At 69.7% G+C, this 23,467-nt stretch carries 22 protein-coding genes; 10 read left to right on the forward strand and 12 right to left on the reverse strand.

What is annotated here, in order from left to right; genetic code table 11:
• Positions 1-112: 112 nt before the first annotated feature.
• The 3 genes from AB0M92_RS28570 to AB0M92_RS28580 all read right to left on the reverse strand — a co-directional run bounded on the left by AB0M92_RS28570 (position 113) and on the right by AB0M92_RS28580 (position 3,227).
• The gene (locus AB0M92_RS28570; protein WP_366105183.1) at positions 113-1,387 is read right to left on the reverse strand and encodes an MFS transporter; all 1,275 of its coding nucleotides are present in this window, start codon (positions 1,385-1,387) and stop codon (positions 113-115) included.
• 105 nt (positions 1,388-1,492) lie between these two features.
• Positions 1,493-2,575 (reverse strand): inositol-3-phosphate synthase, encoded by a 1,083-nt coding sequence (locus tag AB0M92_RS28575; RefSeq protein ID WP_366105184.1) that lies wholly within the window; start codon positions 2,573-2,575, stop codon positions 1,493-1,495.
• Positions 2,576-2,624: 49 nt separating this feature from the next.
• Positions 2,625-3,227, reverse strand: coding sequence for a PadR family transcriptional regulator (locus AB0M92_RS28580; RefSeq protein WP_030857740.1), 603 nt, complete (start codon positions 3,225-3,227; stop codon positions 2,625-2,627).
• Positions 3,228-3,500: 273 nt separating this feature from the next.
• Here AB0M92_RS28580 and AB0M92_RS28585 point away from each other — a divergent pair, with 273 nt between their 5' ends.
• Both AB0M92_RS28585 and AB0M92_RS28590 read left to right on the forward strand, forming a co-directional pair.
• Positions 3,501-6,089 carry a transglycosylase domain-containing protein gene (locus tag AB0M92_RS28585; RefSeq protein ID WP_366105185.1) on the forward strand — a complete coding sequence of 863 codons (2,589 nt, stop codon included), beginning with the start codon at positions 3,501-3,503 and terminating at the stop codon, positions 6,087-6,089.
• Between the two features lie 86 nt (positions 6,090-6,175).
• On the forward strand, positions 6,176-7,636 hold the full coding sequence (locus AB0M92_RS28590) for a glycosyltransferase 87 family protein (RefSeq protein ID WP_366105186.1): 1,461 nt from the start codon (positions 6,176-6,178) through the stop codon (positions 7,634-7,636).
• Positions 7,637-7,640: 4 nt separating this feature from the next.
• Here the strand turns inward: AB0M92_RS28590 and AB0M92_RS28595 are convergent, their stop codons facing one another.
• The 3 genes from AB0M92_RS28595 to AB0M92_RS28605 form a co-directional block, all read right to left on the reverse strand.
• Entirely contained in the window at positions 7,641-8,672 is a 1,032-nt protein-coding gene (locus AB0M92_RS28595) for an alanine racemase (RefSeq protein WP_366105187.1), read from the reverse strand.
• Positions 8,673-8,742: 70 nt separating this feature from the next.
• Positions 8,743-9,861, reverse strand: coding sequence for a peptidoglycan bridge formation glycyltransferase FemA/FemB family protein (locus tag AB0M92_RS28600; RefSeq protein WP_366105188.1), 1,119 nt, complete (start codon positions 9,859-9,861; stop codon positions 8,743-8,745).
• A 132-nt stretch (positions 9,862-9,993) separates the two neighbouring features.
• Positions 9,994-10,308, reverse strand: coding sequence for a hypothetical protein (locus AB0M92_RS28605; protein WP_366105189.1), 315 nt, complete (start codon positions 10,306-10,308; stop codon positions 9,994-9,996).
• 247 nt (positions 10,309-10,555) lie between these two features.
• On the opposite strand from AB0M92_RS28605, the gene rpsF reads away from it, so the two are divergent.
• The 4 genes from rpsF (at position 10,556) to rplI (ending at position 12,260) form a co-directional block, all read left to right on the forward strand.
• A complete protein-coding gene (gene rpsF / locus AB0M92_RS28610) occupies positions 10,556-10,846 on the forward strand; it encodes a 30S ribosomal protein S6 (protein WP_004950685.1) in 291 nt (96 codons plus the stop codon).
• 72 nt (positions 10,847-10,918) lie between these two features.
• On the forward strand, positions 10,919-11,515 hold the full coding sequence (locus AB0M92_RS28615) for a single-stranded DNA-binding protein (RefSeq protein WP_366105190.1): 597 nt from the start codon (positions 10,919-10,921) through the stop codon (positions 11,513-11,515).
• Between the two features lie 43 nt (positions 11,516-11,558).
• The gene (gene rpsR / locus AB0M92_RS28620) at positions 11,559-11,795 is read left to right on the forward strand and encodes a 30S ribosomal protein S18 (protein WP_005315025.1); all 237 of its coding nucleotides are present in this window, start codon (positions 11,559-11,561) and stop codon (positions 11,793-11,795) included.
• 18 nt (positions 11,796-11,813) lie between these two features.
• Positions 11,814-12,260 (forward strand): 50S ribosomal protein L9, encoded by a 447-nt coding sequence (gene rplI, locus AB0M92_RS28625; protein WP_048476047.1) that lies wholly within the window; start codon positions 11,814-11,816, stop codon positions 12,258-12,260.
• A gap of 137 nt (positions 12,261-12,397) precedes the next feature.
• On the opposite strand, the gene AB0M92_RS28630 is transcribed toward rplI, so the two are convergent.
• Positions 12,398-13,735, reverse strand: coding sequence for an MATE family efflux transporter (locus tag AB0M92_RS28630; protein ID WP_366105191.1), 1,338 nt, complete (start codon positions 13,733-13,735; stop codon positions 12,398-12,400).
• Between the two features lie 452 nt (positions 13,736-14,187).
• On the opposite strand from AB0M92_RS28630, the gene dnaB reads away from it, so the two are divergent.
• Complete coding sequence (gene dnaB, locus AB0M92_RS28635; RefSeq protein WP_366105301.1) at positions 14,188-15,651, forward strand: replicative DNA helicase; 1,464 nt, start codon at positions 14,188-14,190, stop codon at positions 15,649-15,651.
• Between the two features lie 9 nt (positions 15,652-15,660).
• Positions 15,661-17,046, forward strand: coding sequence for a serine hydrolase domain-containing protein (locus AB0M92_RS28640; protein WP_366105192.1), 1,386 nt, complete (start codon positions 15,661-15,663; stop codon positions 17,044-17,046).
• A gap of 39 nt (positions 17,047-17,085) precedes the next feature.
• Here AB0M92_RS28640 and AB0M92_RS28645 read toward each other — a convergent pair whose 3' ends face one another.
• Genes AB0M92_RS28645 through AB0M92_RS28655 form a run of 3 tightly spaced genes read right to left on the reverse strand, consistent with a single transcriptional unit; the run spans position 17,086 to position 19,697 of the window.
• Positions 17,086-18,261 (reverse strand): winged helix DNA-binding domain-containing protein, encoded by a 1,176-nt coding sequence (locus tag AB0M92_RS28645; protein ID WP_366105193.1) that lies wholly within the window; start codon positions 18,259-18,261, stop codon positions 17,086-17,088.
• 54 nt (positions 18,262-18,315) lie between these two features.
• Positions 18,316-18,777, reverse strand: coding sequence for a GNAT family N-acetyltransferase (locus tag AB0M92_RS28650; RefSeq protein WP_366105194.1), 462 nt, complete (start codon positions 18,775-18,777; stop codon positions 18,316-18,318).
• A 29-nt stretch (positions 18,778-18,806) separates the two neighbouring features.
• Positions 18,807-19,697: a GNAT family N-acetyltransferase gene (locus AB0M92_RS28655; protein WP_366105195.1), complete on the reverse strand. Its 891-nt coding sequence runs from the start codon at positions 19,695-19,697 to the stop codon at positions 18,807-18,809.
• Positions 19,698-19,816: 119 nt separating this feature from the next.
• Between AB0M92_RS28655 and AB0M92_RS28660 the strand changes: the two genes are divergently transcribed.
• Positions 19,817-20,467, forward strand: a complete 651-nt coding sequence (locus tag AB0M92_RS28660) for a haloacid dehalogenase-like hydrolase (protein WP_366105196.1) — start codon at positions 19,817-19,819, stop codon at positions 20,465-20,467.
• The gene (locus AB0M92_RS28665; RefSeq protein ID WP_366105302.1) at positions 20,461-21,792 is read left to right on the forward strand and encodes a globin domain-containing protein; all 1,332 of its coding nucleotides are present in this window, start codon (positions 20,461-20,463) and stop codon (positions 21,790-21,792) included. The genes AB0M92_RS28660 and AB0M92_RS28665 overlap by 7 nt, the downstream gene beginning before the upstream one ends.
• Before the next feature lie 84 nt (positions 21,793-21,876).
• Here AB0M92_RS28665 and AB0M92_RS28670 read toward each other — a convergent pair whose 3' ends face one another.
• Positions 21,877-22,356, reverse strand: coding sequence for an NUDIX hydrolase (locus tag AB0M92_RS28670; protein ID WP_366105197.1), 480 nt, complete (start codon positions 22,354-22,356; stop codon positions 21,877-21,879).
• A 74-nt stretch (positions 22,357-22,430) separates the two neighbouring features.
• Positions 22,431-23,342, reverse strand: coding sequence for a LysR family transcriptional regulator (locus AB0M92_RS28675; RefSeq protein ID WP_366105198.1), 912 nt, complete (start codon positions 23,340-23,342; stop codon positions 22,431-22,433).
• Between the last annotated feature and the right edge of the window lie 125 nt (positions 23,343-23,467).

Here is a 23,467-nt window from a genome sequence, read left to right on the forward strand (position 1 = left end):
GCGGGCCGGGCGCCCGCGGGCCCCCCCCAAAACTCTTGGGGGGGCGCGCACCTCCACCCCCTGGGGGCGGGGTGCTTAATTTAAAACCAAAACCACCCCCCCCGCCGACGTGTCAGACGCCGCAGGAGCGGGGTCCCTGCCGCTTCAGGTAGAGCGCGGTCACCGCGTAGAGGACGGCCACGCTCAGGATCAGCGTGACGGAACGCCCGTCCGGCGGGAGCATCAGGGCGGCCACGGCGGCCGCACTCACGAACGCGATGTTGAAGAGCACGTCGTAGACGGAGAACACCCGGCCGCGGAAGTCGTCGTCCACATGGGACTGGATGGCCGTGTCGGTGGAGATTTTGGCGCCCTGGGTGGCGAGGCCCAGCAGGAAGGCCGCGACCAGCATCGGTCCCGGTGCGAAGAACAGGCCGAGCGGGGGCACCAGGACGGCCGCGCCGCCGGAGCAGGCCGTGATCCAGCCGCGGGTTCCCAGCCGGCCCACCAGCCAGGGGGTGATCACGGCGGCGGCGAAGAACCCCGCCCCGGAGACTCCGACCGCGATGCCCAGCAGGGCGAGGCCGGCGGACTCGCTGTCCGACCAGGCGTACCGGCAGAGCATGAGCAGCGTCACGAACAGGGCCCCGTAGCAGAAGCGCATCAGGGTCATGGCGGTCAGCGTCTGGGCCGCCTCGCGCCGCGAGGCCAGGTGCCGCAGCCCTGCGGCCATGCCCCGGACGGTCAGGGCTATCCCCTGGGCGACCGAGGGGTGGACCGCTCCGGTGGGATGGTCCGGGCCGAGCAGTCCCACGGCCAGGCGCAGCGAGACCAGGGCCGCGCACAGGTAGAGCCCGGCGCCGAGCAGCACGACCAGCGTGTTCGAGTCGGAGACCAGCAGCCGGACGAGGAAGGCCAGCCCTCCGCCGGCGACCGCCGCGAGCGTCCCGGCCGTGGGCGAGAGCGAGTTGGCCGTGACCAGTTGGCCGGAGGCGACGACCCGGGGCAGGGACGCGGCGAGCCCGGCCAGGACGAAGCGGTTGACGGCGGTGACCGACAGGGCCGAGGCGTAGAAGAGCCAGTCGGGGACGTGCACGACGATCAGCACGGCGGTGACGCAGGCGAGGACGGCCCGCAGCAGGTTGCCGTAGAGGAAGACCTGGCGCCGTCGCCAACGGTCGAGCAGCACTCCGGCGAAGGGGCCGATCACCGAGTAGGGCAGCAGCAGGACCGCCATGGCCGAGGCGATGGCCGCGGGAGAGGTCTGCTTCTCGGGGGAGAACACCACGTACGTGGCGAGCGCCACCTGGTACACGCCGTCGGCGGCCTGGGAGAGCAGCCGTACGGCGAGCAGGTTGCGGAAGTCCCTCAGGCGCAGGAGTACGCGCAGATCACGTACGACGGGCATGAGGGCAAGGGTCACATACGCGGAGGGTCCCCGGGCACATTGCCCGGGGACCCTCCGCGGAAGAACAGTCGAAGACCAGGTGTCCGAAGACCCGTGGGATCCGACTTAGCGCTCGACCTCGCCCTTGATGAACTTCTCGACGTTGGCCAGGGCCACGTCGTCGAAGTACTGCACCGGCGGGGACTTCATGAAGTAGCTCGAAGCCGACAGGATCGGGCCACCGATGCCGCGGTCCTTGGCGATCTTCGCGGCGCGCAGGGCGTCGATGATGACACCGGCGGAGTTCGGGGAGTCCCACACCTCAAGCTTGTACTCAAGGTTCAGCGGGACGTCGCCGAAGGCGCGGCCTTCGAGGCGGACGTAGGCCCACTTGCGGTCGTCGAGCCACGCCACGTAGTCGGACGGGCCGATGTGGACGTTCTTCTCGCCGAGCTCACGGTCGGGGATCTGCGAGGTGACGGCCTGCGTCTTGGAGATCTTCTTCGACTCCAGGCGGTCGCGCTCCAGCATGTTCTTGAAGTCCATGTTGCCGCCGACGTTGAGCTGCATGGTGCGCTCAAGACGGACACCGCGGTCTTCGAACAGCTTCGCCATCACGCGGTGCGTGATGGTGGCGCCGACCTGCGACTTGATGTCGTCGCCGACGATCGGGACACCGGCCTCGGTGAACTTGTCGGCCCACTCCTTGGTGCCGGCGATGAAGACCGGGAGGGCGTTGACGAAGGCGACCTTGGCGTCGATGGCGCACTGGGCGTAGAACTTCGCCGCGTCCTCGGAACCGACGGGCAGGTAGCAGACCAGAACGTCGACCTCGCGGTCCTTGAGGACCTGGACCACGTCGACCGGGGTCTCGGCGGACTCCTCGATCGTCATGCGGTAGTACTTGCCCAGGCCGTCCAGGGTGTGGCCGCGCTGCACGGTCACGCCCGCGTTGGGGACGTCGCAGATCTTGATGGTGTTGTTCTCGCTGGCGCCGATGGCGTCCGAGAGGTCGAGGCCGACCTTCTTCGCGTCGACGTCGAACGCGGCGACGAACTCGACGTCACCCACGTGGTAGTCGCCGAACTGGACGTGCATCAGACCGGGGACCTTGGCCGCCGGGTCGGCGTCCTTGTAGTACTCGACGCCCTGCACCAGCGAGGCGGCGCAGTTGCCCACGCCGACGATGGCTACGCGAACCGAACCCATTCCGGTTGCTCCCTGTTCGTTCTTGGACGAGGCCTGCGAGATGCAGACCTCACTTTGCAGTTTCGTCGGGCGGACCGGGTCGTCTCCGATCCCGTCCCGCCCGCTCGCTCTCGATGAGCTCGTTCAGCCAGCGCACTTCGCGCTCCACGGATTCCATGCCGTGCCGCTGCAGCTCAAGCGTGTAGTCGTCGAGCCGCTCCCGCGTACGGGCGAGCGAGGCGCGCATCTTCTCCAGGCGCTCCTCCAGCCGGCTGCGGCGGCCCTCCAGGACCCGCATGCGCACTTCCCGCTCGGTCTGACCGAAGAAGGCGAAGCGCGCGGCGAAGGACTCGTCCTCCCAGGCATCGGGGCCCGTGTGGGACAGGAGCTCCTCGAAGTGCTCCTTACCCGCCGCCGTCAACCGGTAGACGATCTTGGCGCGGCGCCCTGCGAGTGAAGTGGCGAGAGCGTCTTCCGGGGCGTTGCCCGGTTCTTCGATCAACCAGCCGTTGGCGACCAACGTCTTGAGGCAGGGATAGAGCGTGCCGTAGCTGAACGCCCGGAACACCCCCAGCGAGGTGTTGAGCCGCTTGCGGAGCTCGTACCCGTGCATGGGGGATTCGCGAAGCAGGCCGAGGACGGCGAATTCGAGGATGCCTGAGCGCCTGCTCATCCGCCTGCCTCTCCTTCGCCCCTGAGTTTTATACCGAGCTGATGTATCGGCTCGATACATCCAGACGATAGAACGGGGCGCCCTCGGCGACAAGGGGTGGGGTGGTGACCGGCGTCACATCACTAATTCGTACCAAGCGAGTTGCCTGATTTGGGGTGAACTTCGGCACTGTTCGGGTTTTGAGCGTGCGTAGTCTGTGGGCCATGACAACGGGGGAACCGGAATTCACCTGCCGCTTCCAGGCCACTCGCCTGCCCGAGGAGTAGTCGTTCGATGAGCGAGCACCGCCGCAAACCGCCGCAGCCCGAGGGAGGCGGACGTGCCGCGGCCCGTCGGGCCGCCCAGCAGCGCCCCGGCCGGGGCGCAGGGCCCGCACGCGACGTCCCCACCGCGTCGCCCAGCGGACCGTACGCAGAGCCGCCCGGCCAGGGCGGCCGTGCCGGCGCGCGCCGAGCCGCCCCCCGTGGATCCTCGGGGCGCGGCCGCGGCGCCGCGGGGGCCGGCGCCGGCCGCCCGGACAAGAGGCTGATCAACTACCCGCGGTCCGACAAGGACGGCTGGCAGCGGTTCGTACCGTCCTGGAAGCTGGTCTGCGGTACGGCGCTCGGCTTCTTCGCCGTCATCACGGCGGGGGCGGGCATCGGCATCGCGTCGGTGAACACGCCCGACCCGAACAAGGCTGCCCAGGCCCAGAACAACGTCTTCTTCTGGGCCGACGGCACCCAGATGGTGGCCACCGGCGGTTCGATGAACCGCCAGATCGTGCCCATCGACAAGATCCCCAAGTCGATGCAGAACGCCGTGATCGCCGCGGAGAACGAGTCCTTCGAGACGGACAAGGGCGTCGACCCGATGGGCATCGCCCGCGCCGTGTGGAACATGGCCAAGGGCGGCTCCACCCAGGGCGGCTCGACCATCACCCAGCAGTACGTGAAGAACACGTACCTGGACTCCGACCAGACGCTGAAGCGGAAGGTCACCGAGCTCTTCATCTCGATAAAGCTGGGCGTGTCCGAGGAGAAGGACACGATCCTCGCCGGCTACCTGAACACCGCCTACTACGGCCGGGACGCCTACGGCATCCAGGCGGCCGCGCGGGCCTACTTCGGCAAGGACTGCAAGGACCTCACCCCCTCGGAGAGCGCCTTCCTGGCCTCCGTTCTCAAGGGCCCCAACCTCTACAACCCGGACGGCGGCGTCGGCACGGCGGCCACCCCCGAGAAGAACACCGAGCGGGCCAAGGAGCGCTGGGCCTGGGTCCTGGACCGCGAGGTCGCGGTGGGCCGCATGCAGAAGGCCGAGCGGGACCAGTTCGCGGAGTTCCCGAAGATCGTCGACTCCGAGCAGGCCCGCAGCCTGTCCGGACAGACCGGCTACCTGGTCGACACGGCCAAGAAGTACGTGATGAAGGTCACGGGCCTCACGGCCGAAGAGATGGCCCGCGGTGGCTACCAGATCAAGACCACCTTCCAGAAGCCCAGGGTGGACGCCCTGGTCAAGGCCGTCGAGGACACCCGCAACGACTTCCTCGACGAGAAGGCCCGGCCCGAGTACGACACCTTCGTCCAGTTCGGCGCCGCCTCCGTGGACGTGAAGACCGGGGCGATCGTGGCCCTGTACGGCGGTCCGGGCATGGACAAGAAGTACTTCAGCAACAACGCCGACACGCTCGGCGTCCCGGTCGGTTCGACCTGGAAGCCGTACGTGCTGGCGGCGGCGATGCGGTACGGCACCCAGAACTCGCACGGTGATGGCATCTCGGCCGACAGCAAGTACAACGCCAACGACCTGACCGTGATCAACAACCGTGACGGCAAGCCGCTGCGGGACGCTGCGGGCAAGCCGTTCAAGCAGAAGAACGAGAGCACCTACCCCTACGGGTACGTGACCCTCAACGAGGCGATGGAGAAGTCCATCAACGTGCCGTTCGCACAGCTCGTCTTCGACGTCGGCCACAGCAAGGTCCGTGAGATGGCCCAGTCCACGGGCATCCTCAAGGACTCGATGAACCCGAACGACGACGCCTCGTTCGCCCTCGGCACCTCGACTCCGAGCGCCATCCGCATGGCCGACTCGTACGCGACCTTCGCCGCCTCCGGCACCCACCGCGATCCCTTCTCGGTGACCAGCGTCGAAAAGGACGGCAAGGAGCTGCCCGGTTTCGGGGCCCCCAAGGAGCAGCGGGCGATGGACGACTCCATCGCCGACAACGTCACCAAGGTGCTGGAGAACGTCGTCGACAACGGCACCGGCACCAAGGTCCGCAAGCTCGGCTTCACCCGGCCCGCCGCCGGCAAGACCGGAACCACGGACCAGAACAAGTCGGCCTGGTTCGTCGGCTACACCCCGGAGCTGTCCACCTCGGTCGCCCTGTTCCGCACGGATCCGAACTCGAAGGACAAGAAGCTCATCTCCATGAACGGCGTCGGCGGTGTCGACTCCATCCACGGTGGTGACATCCCGGCCGCGATCTGGACCGAGTACATGAAGGAAGCCCTCAAGGGCGTCCCGGTCAAGGAGTTCCCGGAGGCCGAGAAGATCGGCGTCACCGCGGACGCCTCCGGTGCCCCTTCGCCGAGCCCCTCCTTCTCCCCGTCGCCGTCCCCGTCGATGCCCTCGCCCTCGGCGAGCTCCTCCCCGCCGGTCTCCCCGAGCCCGTCGAAGGGCGGCAAGCCGACCTGCAAGCCGTGGGAGCTGTACTGCATCCCGGACACCAACGGCGGCACGAACAGCGGCAACACCAACGGGGGCCCCGGTGGCGGAACCGGGGGACCCAGCGGATCACCGTCGGGGACCCCGTCGGGCAGACCGGGCCGCCCGGGCGGGACCAGCTGGGGAACCTCGATGGGCACCTCGGGCTGAGCCCTCTCCCCCCGCTCCGACGAGGGCCGTCGCACACCGTGCGGCGGCCCTCCCCCGTGCCCGGCCCCGTACGGCAGGATGAGCGCATGACGAAGGTGCACGAGGACCGGCCCGTACTGCCCACCCAGCAGGACGAGGTCGCCGCGGCCGGCAGTGAGTTCCTCGGCGGTCCGATGGGCCGCTACGCCCGGCTGGGCGGCCACTGGCTGACCCCGGTCCGGGTCGTGGCCCTCGTGGCCCTGGGAATGTTCGCGCTGGGCATGGTGCAGAAGCTGCCCTGCTACGACTGGGCGTGGTTCCGGGGAGCCGGCTCCCAGTACACGCACGCCTGCTACTCCGACATCCCGCACCTGTTCTCCGTACGCGGCTTCGCCGACGGGCTCACGCCCTACTTCGACCGGCTCCCTGGCGACATGGAGTACCTGGAGTACCCGGTCCTCACCGGCCTCTTCATGGAGGTCGCGTCCTGGCTGACCCCCGGCGGCGGCTCCGTGCAGCACCGCGAGCAGATGTACTGGATGGTCAACGCCGGGATGCTGATGGCCTGCACCGCCGTCATCGCCGTGTGCGTCGTGCGCACCCACCGCCGCCGGCCGTGGGACGCGCTGCTCTTCGCCCTCGCGCCCGCCTTCGCGCTCACCGCGACGATCAACTGGGACCTGCTGGCCATCGCCCTGACCGCCGTCGGGATGCTCATGTGGTCCCGCGGCCGGACCCTGCTCTTCGGCGTCTTCATCGGCCTGGCCACCGCCGCCAAGCTCTACCCCGTCCTGCTGCTCGGCGTGCTGTTCGTGCTGTGCTGGCGGGCCGGGAAGTGGCGGGCGTTCGGCTCCGCCCTCCTCGGCGCGGCCGTCTCGTGGCTCGTGGTGAACCTGCCCGTCATGATCTATGCCTGGGACGGCTGGAAGAAGTTCTACACGTTCAGCCAGGAACGCCCGATCGACTTCGGCTCCGTATGGCTGCTGATCTCCCAGCGCTCCGGGAACCCCCTGGACGACGCCAACACCTACGCGACGGGCCTCACGCTGCTGCTGTGCGCGGGCATCGGCGTGCTGACGCTTACCGCCCCCCGCCGCCCCCGGTTCGCGCAGCTGGCCTTCCTGGTCGTGGCCGCGTTCATCCTGGCCAACAAGGTCTACTCGCCGCAGTACGTGCTGTGGCTCATCCCGCTCGCGGCGCTGGCCCGCCCGCGCTGGCGGGACTTCCTGATCTGGCAGGCCGGCGAGGTCGTCTACTTCTTCGGGATCTGGCTGTACCTCGCCTACACGACCAGCGGGGACAAGCACCAGGGCCTGCCCACGGAGGGCTACCAGCTGGCGATCGCCGCCCACCTGCTGACGACCCTCTACCTGTGCGCCGTCGTCGTCCGCGACATCCTGCTGCCCGAGCGGGACGTCGTACGCCGCGACGGATCGGACGACCCGTCCGGCGGCGTCCTGGACGGGGCCGAGGACGTGTTCGTGCTGTCGGACGCCGCGAGGGCGCCGCAGGATGCGGCGCCCTCGGAGGGACAGCGGGTGGAGTGGGGCACGGCGCCCCGGGACTGACCGGTCAGGCGTCGAGCACCCGGTCGAACTGCGTGGTGGTGTGGCGCAGGTGCGCCACCAGCTCGTCGCCGACCTTCGGCTCGGGGGCGTCCGACGGCACGAACAGGATCGACACCTGCATGTGCGGGGGCTCCGCGAACCAGCGCTGCTTGCCCGCCCACACGAACGGCGACAGGTTGCGGTTCACGGTCGCCAGACCGGCCCGGGCGACGCCCTTGGCGCGCGGCATCACGCCGTGCAGGGCCTTGGGGGCCTCCAGACCCACCCCGTGCGAGGTGCCGCCCGCGACCACGACCAGCCAGCCGTCCGAGGCGGCCTTCTGCTGCCGGTAGCCGAACCGGTCGCCCTTGGCGACGCGCGTGACGTCCAGGACGGCGCCGCGGTACTCGGTCGCCTCGTGGTCGCCCAGCCACAGCCGGGTGCCGATCCGCGCCCGGAAGCGGGTCTGCGGGAACTGCTGCTGGAGCCGGGCCAGCTCCTCGGCCCGCAGGTGGCTGACGAACATCGTGTGCAGCGGCAGCCGGGCCGCGCGCAGCCGGTCCATCCAGCCGATGACCTCTTCGACGGCGTCCGATCCGTCCGGGCGGTCCAGCGGCAGGTGCAGGGCGAAGCCCTCCAGCCGTACGTCCTCGATCGCCGTGTGCAGCTGGCCCAGATCCTGCTCGGAGATGCCGTGGCGGCGCATCGAGCTCATGCACTCGATGACCACACGGGCGCCCACCAGGCCGCGGACCCCGTCCAGCGAGGACACCGAGCGGATCACCCGGTCCGGCAGCGGCACCGGCTCCTCGCCCCGCCGGAACGGGGTGAGGACGAGCAGGTCGCCGCCGAAGAAGTCCTTGATGCTGGCGGCCTCGTACGTGGTCCCGACGGCCAGTACGTCGGCGCCCAGGCGGGTCGCCTCCTCGCACAGGCGCTCGTGGCCGAAGCCGTAGCCGTTGCCCTTGCAGACCGGGATCATCCCGGGGAACCGGTCCTGGATCTGCTTCTGGTGCGCACGCCAGCGCGCGGTGTCGACGTAGAGCGTGAGCGCCATGCCCGTCCGGAGCCTCTCTCGAAAAAGCTGCCTGTGCAGCGGTGCGGTGTGTGTGGGGTGCGGCAGCGGGTCAGCGGCGCGACATGTAGATGTCGAGCGCCTTGTGCAGCACCTTGTTGAGCGGGAAGTCCCACTCGCCGACGTACTCGACGGCCTCGCCGCCGGTGCCGACCTTGAACTGGATCAGGCCGAACAGGTGGTCGTTCTCGTCCAGCGTGTCACTGATGCCGCGCAGGTCGTAGACGCTCGCACCGAGCGCGTACGAGTCACGGAGCATGCGCCACTGCATGGCGTTCGAGGGCCGGACCTCGCGCTTGTGGTTCGCCGATGCGCCGTACGAGTACCAGACGTGCTGGCCGACGGTGAGCATCGTGGCCGCGGCCAGCGGCTCCCCCTCGTGCTTCGCGATGTACAGCCGCATCCGGTTCGGGTCCTCGGAGTTGAGGGCCGTCCACTGGCGCTGGAAGTAGCTGAGCGGGCGCGGGCGGAACTTGTCGCGCTCGGCCGTGACCTCGTACAGCTCCTGCCAGACCGGCAGGTCCTCGTAGCCGCCCTGGACGACCTCGACACCGGCCTTCTCGGCCTTCTTGATGTTGCGGCGCCACAGCTGGTTGAAGCCCTTGAGGACGTCGTCCAGCGAGCGGTTGGCCAGCGGTACCTGGAAGACGTAGCGGGGCTGGACGTCACCGAAGCCGGCGCCGCCGTCCTCCGCCTGCTGCCAGCCCATGCGGCGCAGCTTGTCCGACACCTCGAAGGCGCGGGGCTCGATGACCGAGGCCTCCACGTCGCGCAGGCGCTTCACGTCCGGGTCCTGGATGCCGGCCTTGATGGCGGCCGAGTTCCAGCGGCGGATGACGACGGGCGGGCCCATCTTCACGGTGAAGGCGCCCTGCTGCTTGAGGTGGGCCAGCATCGGCTGGAGCCACTCCTCCAGGTTCGGGGCGTACCAGTTGATGACCGGGCCCTCGGGAAGGTACGCGAGGTACCGCTTCACCTTGGGCAGCTGCCGGTACAACACGAGTGCGGCACCGACCAGTTCGTTGTTCTGGTCGAACCAACCGAGGTTCTCGGAGCGCCACTCGTTCTTCACGTCGGCCCACGCCGGGACCTGGCAGTGGCTAGCCGAGGGCAGGCTCTGGAGGTACCCCAGATGCTGCTCTCGGCTGATGGTCCTCAGGGACAGGCTCATGCGGGGCGTCTCCTCCGGCGGCTTCGCTGGCTATGGCGCGAAGCCTACTGCGACAAGGGCGCCACCCATCTGGGGGACGGGCCGGGCCCGGGCCGGTGAGTGACCGGCGCCCTGTCGCCGAGGTGCCCCCGGTCAGCCCGCCCAGCCGCCGAAGAGACCGCCGTGCGCCATGCCGAGGTAGAAGCCCACGGCCGCGGCGCCAAGCCCGATGATCAGTGCGAAGCGCTCGCGTGTCGTCTCAGAGATGAACTGTCCGTACGCGCCGGTGAGGATGCCGACGAGCCCGGTCCACGAGCTCAGCAGGTGCAGATTGTCGAAGAACCCCGTGATGAACGCCACGATGCCGAGCACCACCGTGGCCACCATGAGGGTGTCCTGGAGCGGATGGGGCTTGCCGTCGGTCGCGAGGAGCGAGATGGAGGACTTGGGTTGCATGGCCTGTGCCATCGGAAGGCACCTCCTGGCTGAAGCAGAGCGGTGCACGGGCGCCTCCGGCAGGGGCCGGGGGCATAGCACCGAGCACACCCGATGAATACAGAGTGTGGCCTCTTCCTGCCGGATTTCAACCGGAAGGAGTCGAGCAGGTAGTCTGTACAGCTGCGCGGTGTCTGCTCACAGACGCCGTGCGCACGCATCACGACCCTCCTGCCACGGAACGACCGTGGCCGCTGAGTCCAAAGGAGGTGGGTTCCACATGCGTCACTACGAAGTGATGGTCATCCTCGACCCCGATCTTGAGGAGCGCGCTGTCTCCCCGTTGATCGAGAACTTCCTCTCCGTCGTCCGTGAGGGCAACGGAAAGGTCGAGAAGGTCGACACCTGGGGCCGTCGTCGTCTCGCTTACGAGATCAAGAAGAAGCCCGAGGGCATCTACTCGGTCATCGACCTTCAGGCCGAGCCTGCGGTCGTCAAGGAGCTTGACCGACAGATGAACCTGAACGAGTCGGTTCTCCGGACCAAGGTCCTTCGCCCCGAGACCCACTGAACTTCGGTTCAGCGGTAATCGGGACCGAGTAGCACAGCAGCCCAGCAGCAATCCCCGCCGAGAGGTTCATCCATGGCAGGCGAGACCGTCATCACGGTCGTCGGCAATCTCGTCGACGACCCCGAGCTGCGCTTCACCCCCTCGGGTGCGGCGGTCGCGAAGTTCCGTGTCGCGTCCACTCCCCGCACCTTCGACCGTCAGACCAACGAGTGGAAGGACGGCGAGAGCCTGTTCCTGACCTGCTCGGTGTGGCGGCAGGCGGCCGAGAACGTCGCTGAGTCCCTTCAGCGAGGCATGCGCGTCATCGTGCAGGGCCGGCTGAAGCAGCGGTCGTACGAGGACCGTGAGGGTGTCAAGCGCACGGTCTACGAGCTGGACGTCGAGGAAGTCGGCCCCAGCCTGAAGAACGCCACGGCCAAGGTCGCCAAGACCACCGGTCGCGGTGGCCAGGGCGGATACGGCGGCGGCGGCCAGCAGCAGGGCGGCGGCGGTGGCAACTGGGGCGGAGCCCCTGGTGGCAGCGCCCCTCAGGGCGGCGGAGCTCCCTCCGACGACCCGTGGGCGTCCAGCGCGCCGGCCAGTGGCCAGCAGCAGGGCGGCGGCGGTGGCGGCTGGGGCGGAAGCTCCGGCGGCTCCGGCGGTGGCTACTCGGACGAGCCGCCCTTCTAGGGCAGCTCGCACCCCCACTTCTTGATTTCACAGGAGAGACACAATGGCGAAGCCGCCTGTGCGCAAGCCTAAGAAGAAGGTCTGCGCTTTCTGCAAGGACAAGACCGCGTACGTGGACTACAAGGACACGAACATGCTGCGGAAGTTCATTTCCGACCGTGGCAAGATCCGTGCCCGCCGCGTCACCGGCAACTGCACGCAGCACCAGCGTGACGTCGCCACGGCCGTGAAGAACAGCCGTGAGATGGCACTGCTGCCCTACACGTCCACCGCGCGATAAGGAAAGGGTGACCGAATAATGAAGATCATCCTGACCCACGAGGTCTCTGGCCTCGGTGCCGCCGGCGATGTCGTCGACGTCAAGGACGGTTACGCTCGCAACTACCTGGTCCCGCGTGGTTTCGCGATCCGCTGGACCAAGGGTGGCGAGAAGGACGTGGCGCAGATCCGCCGCGCCCGCAAGATCCACGAGATCGCGACCATCGAGCAGGCCAACGAGTTCAAGGCCAAGCTTGAGGGCACGAAGGTCCGTCTGGCCACCCGCTCGGGTGACGCCGGCCGTCTCTTCGGCTCCGTGACCCCGGCCGACATCGCCACGGCGATCGAGGCTTCCGGTGGTCCGAAGGTCGACAAGCGCCGCGTCGAGCTGGCTGCCCCGATCAAGACCCTCGGTTCGTACCAGGTCTCGGTGCGTCTGCACCCCGAGGTCGCTGCGAACGTGGGCGTCGAGGTCGTCGCCGCCTAAGTGCTGCGAGCGAAGGGCCGCACCCCTGTGGGGTGCGGCCCTTCGTCGTTCCCGGGGTCCGCCGGTCGATGTTTCACGTGAAACGCGCGACGGCCCGTCCGATGTTTCACGTGAAACATCGGCTCAGGAGCAATGGATCAGCGGGTCGCCCCCGCGACCAGCCAGCGGCCGGAGCGGGCGCGCAGCTGGAGGGTGGCCATCCGGATCAGCATCATCAGCGTCATGGCCCACCAGAGCGCGGTCAGACCACCGCCGAGGGCCGGGACGAGCAGGGCGGCCGGGGTGAACACGGCGAGCGTCAGGAGCATGGCCCAGGCCAGGTAGCGGCCGTCACCCGCGCCCATCAGCACCCCGTCGAGCACGAAGACGATGCCGCATACGGGCTGGGAGACGGCCACGACCAGCAGGGCCGGCAGCAGAGCGTCCTCGACCACCGGGTCGCCGGTGAAGAGCGGGATGAACAGTGGGCGGGCGGCCACCACCAGTGCGCCGAGGACGATTCCGGAGACGATCCCCCACTGCACCATCCGGCGGCAGACCGCCTTGGCCCCTTCGGTGTCGCCGGCGCCCAGGTAGCGGCCGATGATGGCCTGCCCGGCGATGGCGATGGCGTCGAGGGCGAAGGCGAGCAGGCTCCACAAGGAGAGCAGTATCTGGTGGGCTGCGATGTCCGCATCGCCGAGCCGTGCCGCCACGGCGGTGGCGATCATCAGGACGGCGCGCAGGGACAGTGTGCGTACCAGCAGCGGTACACCGGCCTGGGCGCAGGCCCGGATGCCCGCGGGGTCGGGTCGCAGGGAGGCCCCGTGCCGGCGGGCCCCGCGGACGACGACGAAGAGGTAGGCGCCGGCCATGGCGCACTGGGCGATCACCGTGCCCCAGGCGGAACCGGCGATGCCGAAGCCCGCTCCGTAGACGAGGGCGCCGTTCAGGCCCGCGTTGAGGGCGAACCCTCCGATGGCGACGTAGAGCGGTGTACGGGTGTCCTGGAGGCCGCGGATGACGCCGGTGGCGGCGAGCACCATCAGCATGGCCGGGATGCCCAGGGCGGAGATCCGCAGATAGGTGATCGCGTACGGGGCGACCGTGTCGGAGGCCCCGAAGAGGGAGACCAGCCAGGGCGCTGCCGGCAGCAGGACGGCGACCACGGCGGCGCCGATGAGGAGGGCGAGCCAGATGCCGTCCATGCCCTGTCGGATGGCGGCGCGGAGGTCGCCCGCGCCGACCCGCCGGGACACGGCCGCGGTGGTGGCGTAGGCGAGGAAGACGAAGACGCTGACGGCGGTGGTGAGCAGGGCCGCGGCTATGCCGAGGCCGGCCAGCTGCGGAGTGCCGAGGTGCCCCACGATGGCGCTGTCGGCCATGACGAACAGGGGTTCGGCGACGAGTGCGCCGAATGCCGGGACGGCGAGGGCGAGTATCTCGCGGTCGTGCCGTCTGGGGGCAGGCTTCAGCGGGGCGAGGGCCTGTGTCATGCGCTCAATCTAATCTTCCACAGGTAATGGATGCAATGGTCTTTGGATCCTTACCTGCGAGTTGGTTCACACGTTCTCGACACCCCGTTGGAGGCCATCTCGAAACTGGGACCAAGAAATTTCTCCCCCACAGCCCGTGGAGGAAGAAATTGCAGGTCAGGGTGGGTAATTGGGTAGGGCAGGTGATTTTGTCCACAGCGCCGTCCCCCGGTCCGTGCACAGCTTCCGGCGAGTTACCCACAGCATTGGGTCGGTCATCCACATCTCATCCACACAGCCTGTGGATAACAAGATTGGCTGACGTCGCCGTCGGCCCTACCGTTGTGCGTTGCCCGACTCGCCGACGGCGGATCCGGGTGCCCCACATGTCAGAGCCGTGTCGTAGAAAGAGTGGCACGGCAAGGTCCGCTTTGCGGACGGGAGGAGGCGGCCCGGTGAGTATGCCCGAGCCCATGGACGACCCCTGGGCCGACAGCGGTCCCGGTGACCGTCTGCCCGCCCGTTCGCGCCGCAACAGCGACAGCCGGGGCCGCGGGGACGACCAGCACGAGCGGGGCCGCGAGGGCGGCTCCTGGGACGGCGGTGGCGGCGGCTTCGAGCGCGTCCCGCCGCAGGACCTCGACGCCGAGCAGTCGGTGCTCGGCGGCATGCTCCTGTCCAAGGACGCCATCGCGGACGTGGTCGAGGTCATCAAGGGCCACGATTTCTACCGGCCCTCGCACGAGACGATCTACCAGGCGATCCTCGACCTGTACGCCAAGGGTGAGCCGGCCGACCCGATCACCGTCGGCGCCGAGCTGACCCGCCGCGGCGAGATCAGCAAGGTCGGCGGGGCTTCGTACCTGCACACGCTCGTCCAGTCGGTGCCGACCGCGGCGAACGCCGAGTACTACGCGGAGATCGTCCACGAGCGGGCGGTCCTGCGCCGCCTGGTCGCCGCCGGTACGAAGATCACGCAGATGGGATACGCGGCGGACGGCGACGTCGACGAGATCGTCAACAGCGCCCAGGCCGAGATCTACGCAGTCACCGAGCAGCGGACGTCCGAGGACTACCTGCCGCTGGGCGACATCATGGAGGGCGCGCTCGACGAGATCGAGGCCATCGGCTCCCGCAGCGGCCAGATGTCGGGCGTCCCGACCGGTTTCACGGACCTCGACTCGCTGACCAACGGCCTGCACCCCGGCCAGATGATCGTCATCGCGGCCCGTCCCGCCATGGGCAAGTCCACCCTCGCGCTCGACTTCGCCCGCGCCTGCTCCATCAAGAGCAACCTGCCCAGCGTGATCTTCTCCCTCGAAATGGGTCGCAACGAGATCGCGATGCGCCTCCTGTCGGCGGAGGCCCGGGTCGCCCTGCACCACATGCGCTCCGGCACCATGACGGACGACGACTGGACCCGGCTGGCCCGCCGGATGCCCGACGTCTCGGCCGCCCCGCTCTACATCGACGACTCCCCGAACCTGTCGATGATGGAGATCCGGGCGAAGTGCCGGCGCCTCAAGCAGCGCAACGACCTCTCGCTCGTCGTCATCGACTACCTCCAGCTGATGCAGTCGGGCGGCTCGCGCCGTCCCGAGAGCCGCCAGCAAGAGGTCTCTGACATGTCCCGAAACCTCAAGCTGCTGGCCAAGGAGCTGGAGGTGCCGGTGATCGCGCTGTCCCAGCTGAACCGTGGTCCCGAGCAGCGCACCGACAAGAAGCCGATGGTCTCCGACCTGCGTGAGTCGGGTTCGATCGAGCAGGACGCCGACATGGTCATCCTGCTGCACCGCGAGGACGCGTACGAGAAGGAGTCGCCCCGCGCAGGCGAGGCGGACCTGATCGTGGCGAAGCACCGTAACGGCCCCACGGCGACGATCACGGTCGCCTTCCAGGGCCACTATTCGCGGTTCGTGGACATGGCCAACACGTAGCATCCGATCATGGATGCCGTATCTGAAGACCTGGAGCTGCTCCCCGCCACCCGGCGCGCCCTGAGGCACCGGATCGCCGTCGCGCAGAGCGAGGGCCGGGCGCCGTCGGTGGTGGCGGCCGTGGCCCGTGGCGGCGAGGTGGTCTGGGAGGGCTCCCGTACCTCCGTCGACGGGCACGGTCCCGACGGGAACGTGCAGTACAGGATCGGGTCGATCACCAAGACCTTCACCGCGGTTCTGGTGATGCGACTGCGGGACGAGGGGCTGCTGAGCCTTGAGGACCCGCTGGAGAAGCATCTGCCGGGAACGGGCGCCGGAGGGGTGACCCTCGCCCAGTTGCTGTCCCACACCGGCGGGTTGGCGGCCGAGACGCCGGGCCAGTGGTGGGAGCGTTCGCCCGCGGAGCTGCGGCCCGAGCTCGCGGACGTACTGGGCGAGGAGCCCTTCCGCTTCCGGCCCGGCCGGCGTCATCACTACTCCAACCCCGGCTACACGCTGCTGGGTTCGCTCGTGGAGGCCGTGCGCGGGAAGCCGTGGTCGCAGGTGCTCCGGGCCGAGGTGCTGGAGCCGCTGGGGCTGGACCGTACGACGGCGGGGCCGCATGCTCCGCATGCGGGCGGCTGGGCGGTGCACCCTTGGGCCGACGTGATGATGCCCGAGCCCCCGGAGGACCTGGGGCTGATGGCCGCGGCCGGACAACTTTGGTCCACGACACGTGACTTGGCGCGGTTCGCCGTGTTCCTCGCCCGTGGTGACGATCGGGTGCTGAGCGCGGCGTCGGTACGGGAGATGCGGACGGCGGCTGCGCCGCCGGAGCCCGGTGTCGCCGAGCTCGGCTACGGGCTCGGCATGCAGCTGACGGACGCCGGCGGTCGAAGGCTCGCGGGCCACAGCGGTTCGCTGCCGGGATTCGTCGCGGGCCTGTGGCTGTGCGAGGCGGACGACGTGGCGGCCGTGGTGTTGGCGAACTGCACGTCGGGGCTGCCGGCCGCGACGGTGGCCGCGGATCTGGTGGGGATCGTCGCGGACGCGGAGCCGCGGTTCCCGCAGCCGTGGCGGCCGTTCCGGGAGGCCGATCCGGTCGCCCTGGAGCTGTGCGGACCGTGGTACTGGGGAACGTCCCCGCAGGTGCTGCGGCTGAAGGCGGACGGGCTGCTGGAGCTCGCGCCGGTGGGTGGGACGGGCCGGGCGGCCAGGTTCCGGTTGGCGCCCGACGGCGATTGGACCGGACTTTCCGGCTACTACGCGGGGGAGACCCTCCGTGCGGTCCGGCGCGAGGACGGTTCGGTGAGCCACCTCGACCTGGGTTCGTTCGTGTTCACGAGGGAGCCGTACGACCCACAGGCCCCGGTGCCCGGCGGGGTGGATCCGCAGGGCTGGCGGGGTATCGGGTAGGTCGTCTCCGGAGCAGCAACCCGAGGGCAACCAGCCGGATCAGGCGACGAGTTCGCGCTCCAGCGGGGTGCGGAAGCGCGGGGTGATCCGGGCCTCGCCCACCCATCGGGCGAGGCGGGCCGCCTCGGCGGCGACGCCCTCCTCGGTGGCGCGCCCGCGGTCGGCGAGCAGCCGCCAGACGATCTCGCCGTCCGTACGCTGGGCCCAGCCGCCGACGATCTCACCGTTCCACCAGACCGTGGGACCGATGTTGCCGGCGTAGTCGAAGAGCGCGGGCCGGTGGGCGGGATCGAGGTGGAAACCCCGGTCGGCCCAGCCCATGCCACTGGGGTCCAGGCCGGGCAGCAGCGCGGCCCAGGTTTCCGGTGCGGGTTCGGGCGCGGTGTCGCCGGGGCCGACCAAGGCGGTTCTGCCGTCGTCGAGGCGGACCTCGTCGGGCCCGACGACGGCGAGGGCCTTGCGGACGTCGGTGAGGGTCCAGCCCGTCCACCATTTGAGGTCCGCCTCCGTTGCCGGTCCGTAGGCGTGCAGCCAGCGGCGGACGATCTCGGTGCGCGCCTCGGCCGGCGATACGACGGGCCAGGGCTCGGTGTGCACCCAGCGGAACTGGCTGGAGGTCCACGATCCGCGCGGCCGGTCACGGCGGATCCGGCCGTCGGCGGCCAGGAGCCGGATCACCCGGGTGGCGACACCGGTCTCGGCCTCGTACTTCTTGCCGCGGCCGACGGTGATCTTCTGTCGCAGGGCGGGCACGGCTGCGGAGAGCTGGCTTCCGGTGGACGGTCCGAGGGTGTCGAGGGCATCGAGCGCGGCGACTTCGGCCGCGGCCAGCCAGTCGGCGTCGAGGCCCTGGCCGTCCTCGTCGAAGTGCTTGAGCAGGGTGGTGCGCTCCTTGACGGCGATGCCCCGTGCGGTGGAGGAGTCCACGTACGGGGCGAGTTCCCGGGAGACTGCGAAGAGGGTTCTGCGCATGCTGAGCAGTCGTACGAGGGAGACGTCCTCGTAGAGGGCGTGTTCGACCACTGCGGGGCCGCCCTTCGCGAGCCGGGCGCGGGCCGAGAGGAACAGGGTGGCGGCGTCGGTGGCGTGCAGGGCGACGACGGCGTCCGCGGCTTCGGCGACGGTGGCGGCATGCGCCGAGGGAGCCAGGCGGTGTCTGCGTCCGAGCCGGTCGCGGCGCTCGGCGGTGGTGACGAGAGGGAGGCTGGGGCTCATCCTCCCGATCGTAGGCCGGACCGCCGACGCCGGCCCGGCCTGTGGAGGCGGCGATCAGAGGGAGAGTTTGAATCCGACGTGGGACGCGGTGAACCCGAGCCGCTCGTAGAAGCGGTGGGCGTCGGTGCGGGTCACGTCCGAGGTGAGCTGCACGAGTTGGCAGTTCTCACGGCGGGACTGCTCGATGGCCCATTGGATGAACCGGGTACCCAGACCGCTGCCGCGCTCGTCGGCGTGGACCCGGACGCCTTCGATGATCGAGCGGGTGGCTCCCTTGCGGGACAGCCCGGGGACGACGGTGAGCTGCAGGGTGCCCACCACGCGGCCCTCGCGGACCGCGACGACCACGTGCTGGTGGGGGTCTTCCGCCAGGCGCTTGAACGCCGCGACGTACGGGGTGAGGTCGTCGGGCGATTCGCGGGCGGCGCCGAGCGGGTCGTCCGCCAGCATCGCGACGATGGCGGGCAGGTCCTCCTCGGCGGCCGGCCGGATCGCGGGCCCGTCAAATTTGCTCATGGCGGTGTTCCTTTCTCGACCCGCTGCACTCAGCCCGCTGCCACGGTGAGCGGGGCCCAGCGACGGGTCCAGTCGCCGGGGAGGCCCGGGATGTCACGGGTCATGACGGCGTTGAACGCCACGGAGTCGAGGCCGCGGCCCTTGAGCCAGTCGAGGAGCTCCTCGTGGCGTACGTCGATGTCGGTCCGCAGCGGCCGGTCGGTGGCGGCGGCGAGCGCGGTGACGAGCATCTGGGCGCCGGCCGTGTCCCGCGCGATCAGCGGCCCGATCACATGGGTCTCCATGTTGGGCCAGATCGCGGCGTAGCCGACGAGTTCACCCCGGGCGTCCTCGGCTACCAGCAGCAGGTCCGCGAAAGCGGGAAGTCGCGTGATCATGTGCGTCCGGTCGGTGCCGAAGACCTCGGTGTCCAGGCGGACGATCCGCGGGATGTCCTCGCCGCTCGCCGGCCGGACCGTCGCGGAGCCCGGCTCGGGAGCCCTTTCCGCAGGCTCCCCGCGGAAGGAGCCGCGGAGCATCTCCGCGCGGCCCGTGGTGTCGAAACCGAGCTCCTCGTAGAGGGGGCGGCCATAGGGAGTGGCGTGGAGGGTGAGGGGGATCCCCTTGAGGACGTCGTCGCAGACGTACGCCATGAGGCGGCGGCCCAGGCCCTGGCGGGCGAAGCGCTCGGCGACGAGGACCATCCCGATGGCGGCCAGCTCCGGACCGGAGGGGGTGTGCCCGTACGAGGTGACGACGCAGGCTGCGGCGAGTCCCTGTCCATCGGGCGCGTCGATGCCGTAGCCGCTGCCAGCGGCGAGAAGCAGCCCCCACTTGTGGTCCTCGCGCGGCCACCCGCGGTCTTCGGAGAGGTCGGCACAGCTGCGGAGATCATCCACGGTCAGTGCGCGGATCGGCAGGTCGCTGAGGTGTGGTGTCACTGGCCCAGACTGGATCATCAGCCGGGGGGCGTCCAGGGGATTTGGGATCGATGTTTCACGTGAAACATCGACCGGACGATGTTTCACGTGAAACATGAACGGGGCTAGCCTCGTGTGCCATGACCCTCCTGCACCTTTTCGATCTCGACGGGACGCTGATGTACGGCTCGGCGGCGCCGGTCGAGATCTCCCGGCAGCTCGGTCTGAGCGCGGAGATCGCCGAGCTGGAGCGGGCCTTCGGTGCACAGCAGATGGGGCCGCACGAGTTTTCGGTGGCGGCCCACGCGCTGTGGGCGGAGTTGACGCCCGCACACGTCCGGGCGGCGTTCGACGGAGCTCCGTGGCTGACCGGGATCCGTGAGGTGTGGCAGGAGATCAGGGAACGCGGGGACTACTGCGCAGTGATCTCGTTGTCGCCCTCGTTCTTCGTGGAACTGCTGCTGGAATGGGGCGCGCATGCCGCTCACGGTTCGGTTTTCCCGGCGGTGCCCTTCACCCGGCCCGTGGACGCGGCCGGGATCCTGACACCCGAGGGCAAGGTCATGGTGGCGGACCGCCTCTGCGCGCAGTTCGGGCTGCGCCGGGCCGATTGCATCGCGTACGGGGATTCGCCGACCGACTCGATGCTCTTCGAGGCCGTTTCGGTGTCGGTGGCGGTCAACGCCCGGCCGTACCTGGCGGAGCGGGCGACCTACGTCTACGAGGGCCGGGATCTGCGAGAGGCGTATCGGCTGGTCGGCGCGGCGCGCACGGAAGTCCAAGCATCTTAAGAGGGAAGCGGGTTCGAAACGCGGACTTTCCGGGTTTTCCCGCGAGTAGTTGGGGCGGCTGGCAGGCTCTGAGGCCCGGAACCACGGATTCGAAGGCCGTGGCGTGCTTACCGACCGAGATGTTCGAAGCGAGGCATCGCATGGACGCTCCGCCCACCAGATCGGCCAGACGGACGGCCCGGATACCGTCCGGGGGCGGTGCGGTCGAGCCCTCCCCGGACGCGGTGCTCATCCGTCGGACCCTTGAGGAGATCGCACCGATCGCCGACAGGGTGACCTCCTACTTCTACGCCTTGGTGTTCACCGGGCATCCCGAGGTGCGGGGCATGTTCCCGGCCGCCATGGACGCGCAGCGCGATCGGCTGCTGAAGGCCCTGCTGACCGCGGCCGAGCACATCGACGATCCGGAGGTGCTCGTCCCGTACCTGCGCAGACTGGGTGCCGGGCACCGCAAGTACGGGACGATGGCCGGGCACTATCCGGTGGTGGGCGAGGCCCTCATCGGTGCGCTGTCCCGGTACGCACAGCAGACCTGGGGGCCGGAGACGCAGGCCGCATGGGTTCGGGCCTACACCACGATGTCCCAGACGATGATCGACGCGGCGGCGGCGGACGAGGTGGAGAGCCCCGCGTGGTGGCACGCGGAGGTGGTCTCGCATGATCTGCGCACCCCGGACATCGCGGTGCTGACGGTCCGCCCCGACCAGCCGTACGCCTTCGTCGCGGGCCAGTACACGAGCTTGGAGACCCCGTGGTGGCCGCGGGTGTGGCGGCACTACTCGTTCGCCTCGGCGCCTCGCGCCGACGGGCTGCTGTCCTTCCACGTCAAGGCCGTTCCTGCGGGCTGGGTCTCCAACGCGCTGGTACGCCATGCCAGGCCCGGCGACGTGCTGCGGCTCGGGCCGCCGGCCGGGTCGATGGTGGTGGACCACAGCACCGACAACGGGATGCTGTGCCTGGGCGGCGGAACGGGCATCGCCCCGATCAAGGCGCTGATCGAGGACGTGGCGGAGCACGGTGAGCGCCGCCCGGTGGAGGTGTTCTTCGGGGCGCGCAGCGACGGCGACCTGTACGACAAGGACACCCTGCTGGGCTTGCAGCGCTCTCACCCTTGGCTGTCGGTGCGCCCGGTCGTCGGCGAGGGGCTCGCGGGCCAGCTGCCCCACGCGGTCGGTGAGCACGGGCCGTGGAGCTCGTACGACGCGTTCGTCTCGGGGCCGCCCGCGATGATCCGCAGCGGCGTGAGCGAGCTCAAGCGGATCGGGATACCGGGCGATCGGATCCGCTTCGACGCGGTGGAGGAGCTGGTGGGCGCGGCCGGCTGAGACCGGGCGACCGGCCGGGACCGCGCCTTTCACCGCGACCCGGGCCGAAGCGACCCGGGTCGCGCCGTGTGGATCGGGGCGGGATCAGCCCAGGTCGGGGGCGTGCATGGCGCGTAGGCCCTCGATGTTGCCGTCGAGGTAGTGACGCAGGGACAGCGGGACGAGATGCACCGCGGCGATGCCGACCCGGCTGAAGGGCACGCGGACGATCTCGTACTCGCCTGCGGGCTCGTCGACTTCGGGGCCGTGCCGCTGGCTGGGGTCCATGGATTCGAGGTGGCAGACGAAGAAGTGCTGCACCTTCACTCCGGTCACCCCTCCGTCGGCGATGTGCTCGACGGTGTCGACGAAGCAGGGCACCACATCGGTGATCTTCGCGCCGAGTTCCTCGTGGAGCTCTCTGTGGAGGGCGTCGACGACGGTGGCGTCCGAAGGCTCCACTCCCCCGCCGGGGGTCAGCCAGTAGGGATCGACGCCGGGCTTGGTGCGCTTGATGAGGATCAGGTCGTCACCGTCGAGCAGGATCGCGCGGGCGGTGCGTTTGACCACGGGACGTTCGGTCATGGGAGAAGAGTGGCCCAGCCCGGGGTGTCTGAAACGCGTGGCGGCGAAACGCGCCGCACGGCGGAAGCGGAGGCTCACCAGTGAGCGGCGGCGCGCAGCAGCCGGTCGTGCGCACGGGCGAGGTGGGCGAGGGCCAGACTGCCGCTCCGCACGACGAGGAACCAGGTGCGCAGCGGGGGTACGGGCGGCTCCAGCAGGGCGATGATCTGCCCGCTGTCGAGGGCGTCCTGGCACAGGTACCGAGGCAGGACGGCAAGTCCGGCCCCGGCCCTGACGCACTCCAGTACGGCCCGCAGGTCGGGCGCGACGACGGTGGCGGCATCGGGCCGGGTGCGGGTGCCGGGACGGGTCTCGAAGACCGCGGCCCAGTAGCGGGCGACGAGCGGAAGCGTCTCGTGGACCTCGACGAGTGGAATGCCTTCGAGGGCGGCGGGGCCGGCCTCGCGCAGCCGGTCCGGATCGACGAGGGCGGCCCAGTAGGGCGCGGCGACCAAGACGTGCTCCTCGTCGCACAGGGCGGTCGCGCTGAAGAGCCCGCCGCGTGGGCGGGCCGTGGTGGCGATGAGGTCGTGGTGGCCGGCGGCGAGTCCGTCGAGGGCCTCCTCGGCTCCGGCCTGGAGCACGGTGCGCAGGGTGTGGCCCTGGCCGACGAGCGGTGCGAGGGCGGGCAGGACGCGCAGGCACAGGAACTCGGGGGGACCGGCGAGGTGCAGCGTGCGTAACGCGCCGGCGGCCTCGCGTTCCGCCTCGGTTATCCGCAGCAGGGCGTCGAGGTGGGGGGCCGCCTTGTGGGCGAGTTCGTCGCCGACGGCGGTGGGGGTCACCCCGCGGGCCCTGCGGTGGAAGAGGGGCCGTCCCAGCTGGCGTTCGAGGGTGCGGATCTGTGAGGTGACGGCGGGCTGTGACAGCCCGAGGAGCGCGGCGGCCCGGGTGAACGAGCCCGCCCGGTGCACGGCGACGAAGGTGCGCAACAGGGCCAGGTCCATGAAGGCCCCTCTCGGTGGGGGCCTTCAACTATAAATATGCCGATAGGCCCCTGTCGCTACCGTGATTGGACTCTGACGTTGAGTCAATTAGCCTTGTGTGCGTGGTTCTTCGCGCGCAGAACCCG

Origin of the sequence: Streptomyces sp. NPDC051582 (assembly GCF_040681715.1) — a bacterium.
Lineage (GTDB): Bacteria > Actinomycetota > Actinomycetes > Streptomycetales > Streptomycetaceae > Streptomyces.

Excerpts from the sequence above, each read along its gene's own strand:
- AB0M92_RS28570 (WP_366105183.1), bottom strand. The coding sequence starts at position 1,387 with ATGCCCGTCGTACGTGATCTGCGCGTACTCCTGCGCCTGAGGGACTTC.
- AB0M92_RS28575 (WP_366105184.1), bottom strand. The coding sequence starts at position 2,575 with ATGGGTTCGGTTCGCGTAGCCATCGTCGGCGTGGGCAACTGCGCCGCC.
- AB0M92_RS28580 (WP_030857740.1), bottom strand. The coding sequence starts at position 3,227 with ATGAGCAGGCGCTCAGGCATCCTCGAATTCGCCGTCCTCGGCCTGCTT.
- AB0M92_RS28585 (WP_366105185.1), top strand. The coding sequence starts at position 3,501 with ATGAGCGAGCACCGCCGCAAACCGCCGCAGCCCGAGGGAGGCGGACGT.
- AB0M92_RS28590 (WP_366105186.1), top strand. The coding sequence starts at position 6,176 with ATGACGAAGGTGCACGAGGACCGGCCCGTACTGCCCACCCAGCAGGAC.
- AB0M92_RS28595 (WP_366105187.1), bottom strand. The coding sequence starts at position 8,672 with ATGGCGCTCACGCTCTACGTCGACACCGCGCGCTGGCGTGCGCACCAG.
- AB0M92_RS28600 (WP_366105188.1), bottom strand. The coding sequence starts at position 9,861 with ATGAGCCTGTCCCTGAGGACCATCAGCCGAGAGCAGCATCTGGGGTAC.
- AB0M92_RS28605 (WP_366105189.1), bottom strand. The coding sequence starts at position 10,308 with ATGGCACAGGCCATGCAACCCAAGTCCTCCATCTCGCTCCTCGCGACC.
- rpsF (WP_004950685.1), top strand. The coding sequence starts at position 10,556 with ATGCGTCACTACGAAGTGATGGTCATCCTCGACCCCGATCTTGAGGAG.
- AB0M92_RS28615 (WP_366105190.1), top strand. The coding sequence starts at position 10,919 with ATGGCAGGCGAGACCGTCATCACGGTCGTCGGCAATCTCGTCGACGAC.
- rpsR (WP_005315025.1), top strand. The coding sequence starts at position 11,559 with ATGGCGAAGCCGCCTGTGCGCAAGCCTAAGAAGAAGGTCTGCGCTTTC.
- rplI (WP_048476047.1), top strand. The coding sequence starts at position 11,814 with ATGAAGATCATCCTGACCCACGAGGTCTCTGGCCTCGGTGCCGCCGGC.
- AB0M92_RS28630 (WP_366105191.1), bottom strand. The coding sequence starts at position 13,735 with ATGACACAGGCCCTCGCCCCGCTGAAGCCTGCCCCCAGACGGCACGAC.
- dnaB (WP_366105301.1), top strand. The coding sequence starts at position 14,188 with ATGGACGACCCCTGGGCCGACAGCGGTCCCGGTGACCGTCTGCCCGCC.
- AB0M92_RS28640 (WP_366105192.1), top strand. The coding sequence starts at position 15,661 with ATGGATGCCGTATCTGAAGACCTGGAGCTGCTCCCCGCCACCCGGCGC.
- AB0M92_RS28645 (WP_366105193.1), bottom strand. The coding sequence starts at position 18,261 with ATGAGCCCCAGCCTCCCTCTCGTCACCACCGCCGAGCGCCGCGACCGG.
- AB0M92_RS28650 (WP_366105194.1), bottom strand. The coding sequence starts at position 18,777 with ATGAGCAAATTTGACGGGCCCGCGATCCGGCCGGCCGCCGAGGAGGAC.
- AB0M92_RS28660 (WP_366105196.1), top strand. The coding sequence starts at position 19,817 with ATGACCCTCCTGCACCTTTTCGATCTCGACGGGACGCTGATGTACGGC.
- AB0M92_RS28670 (WP_366105197.1), bottom strand. The coding sequence starts at position 22,356 with ATGACCGAACGTCCCGTGGTCAAACGCACCGCCCGCGCGATCCTGCTC.
- AB0M92_RS28675 (WP_366105198.1), bottom strand. The coding sequence starts at position 23,342 with ATGGACCTGGCCCTGTTGCGCACCTTCGTCGCCGTGCACCGGGCGGGC.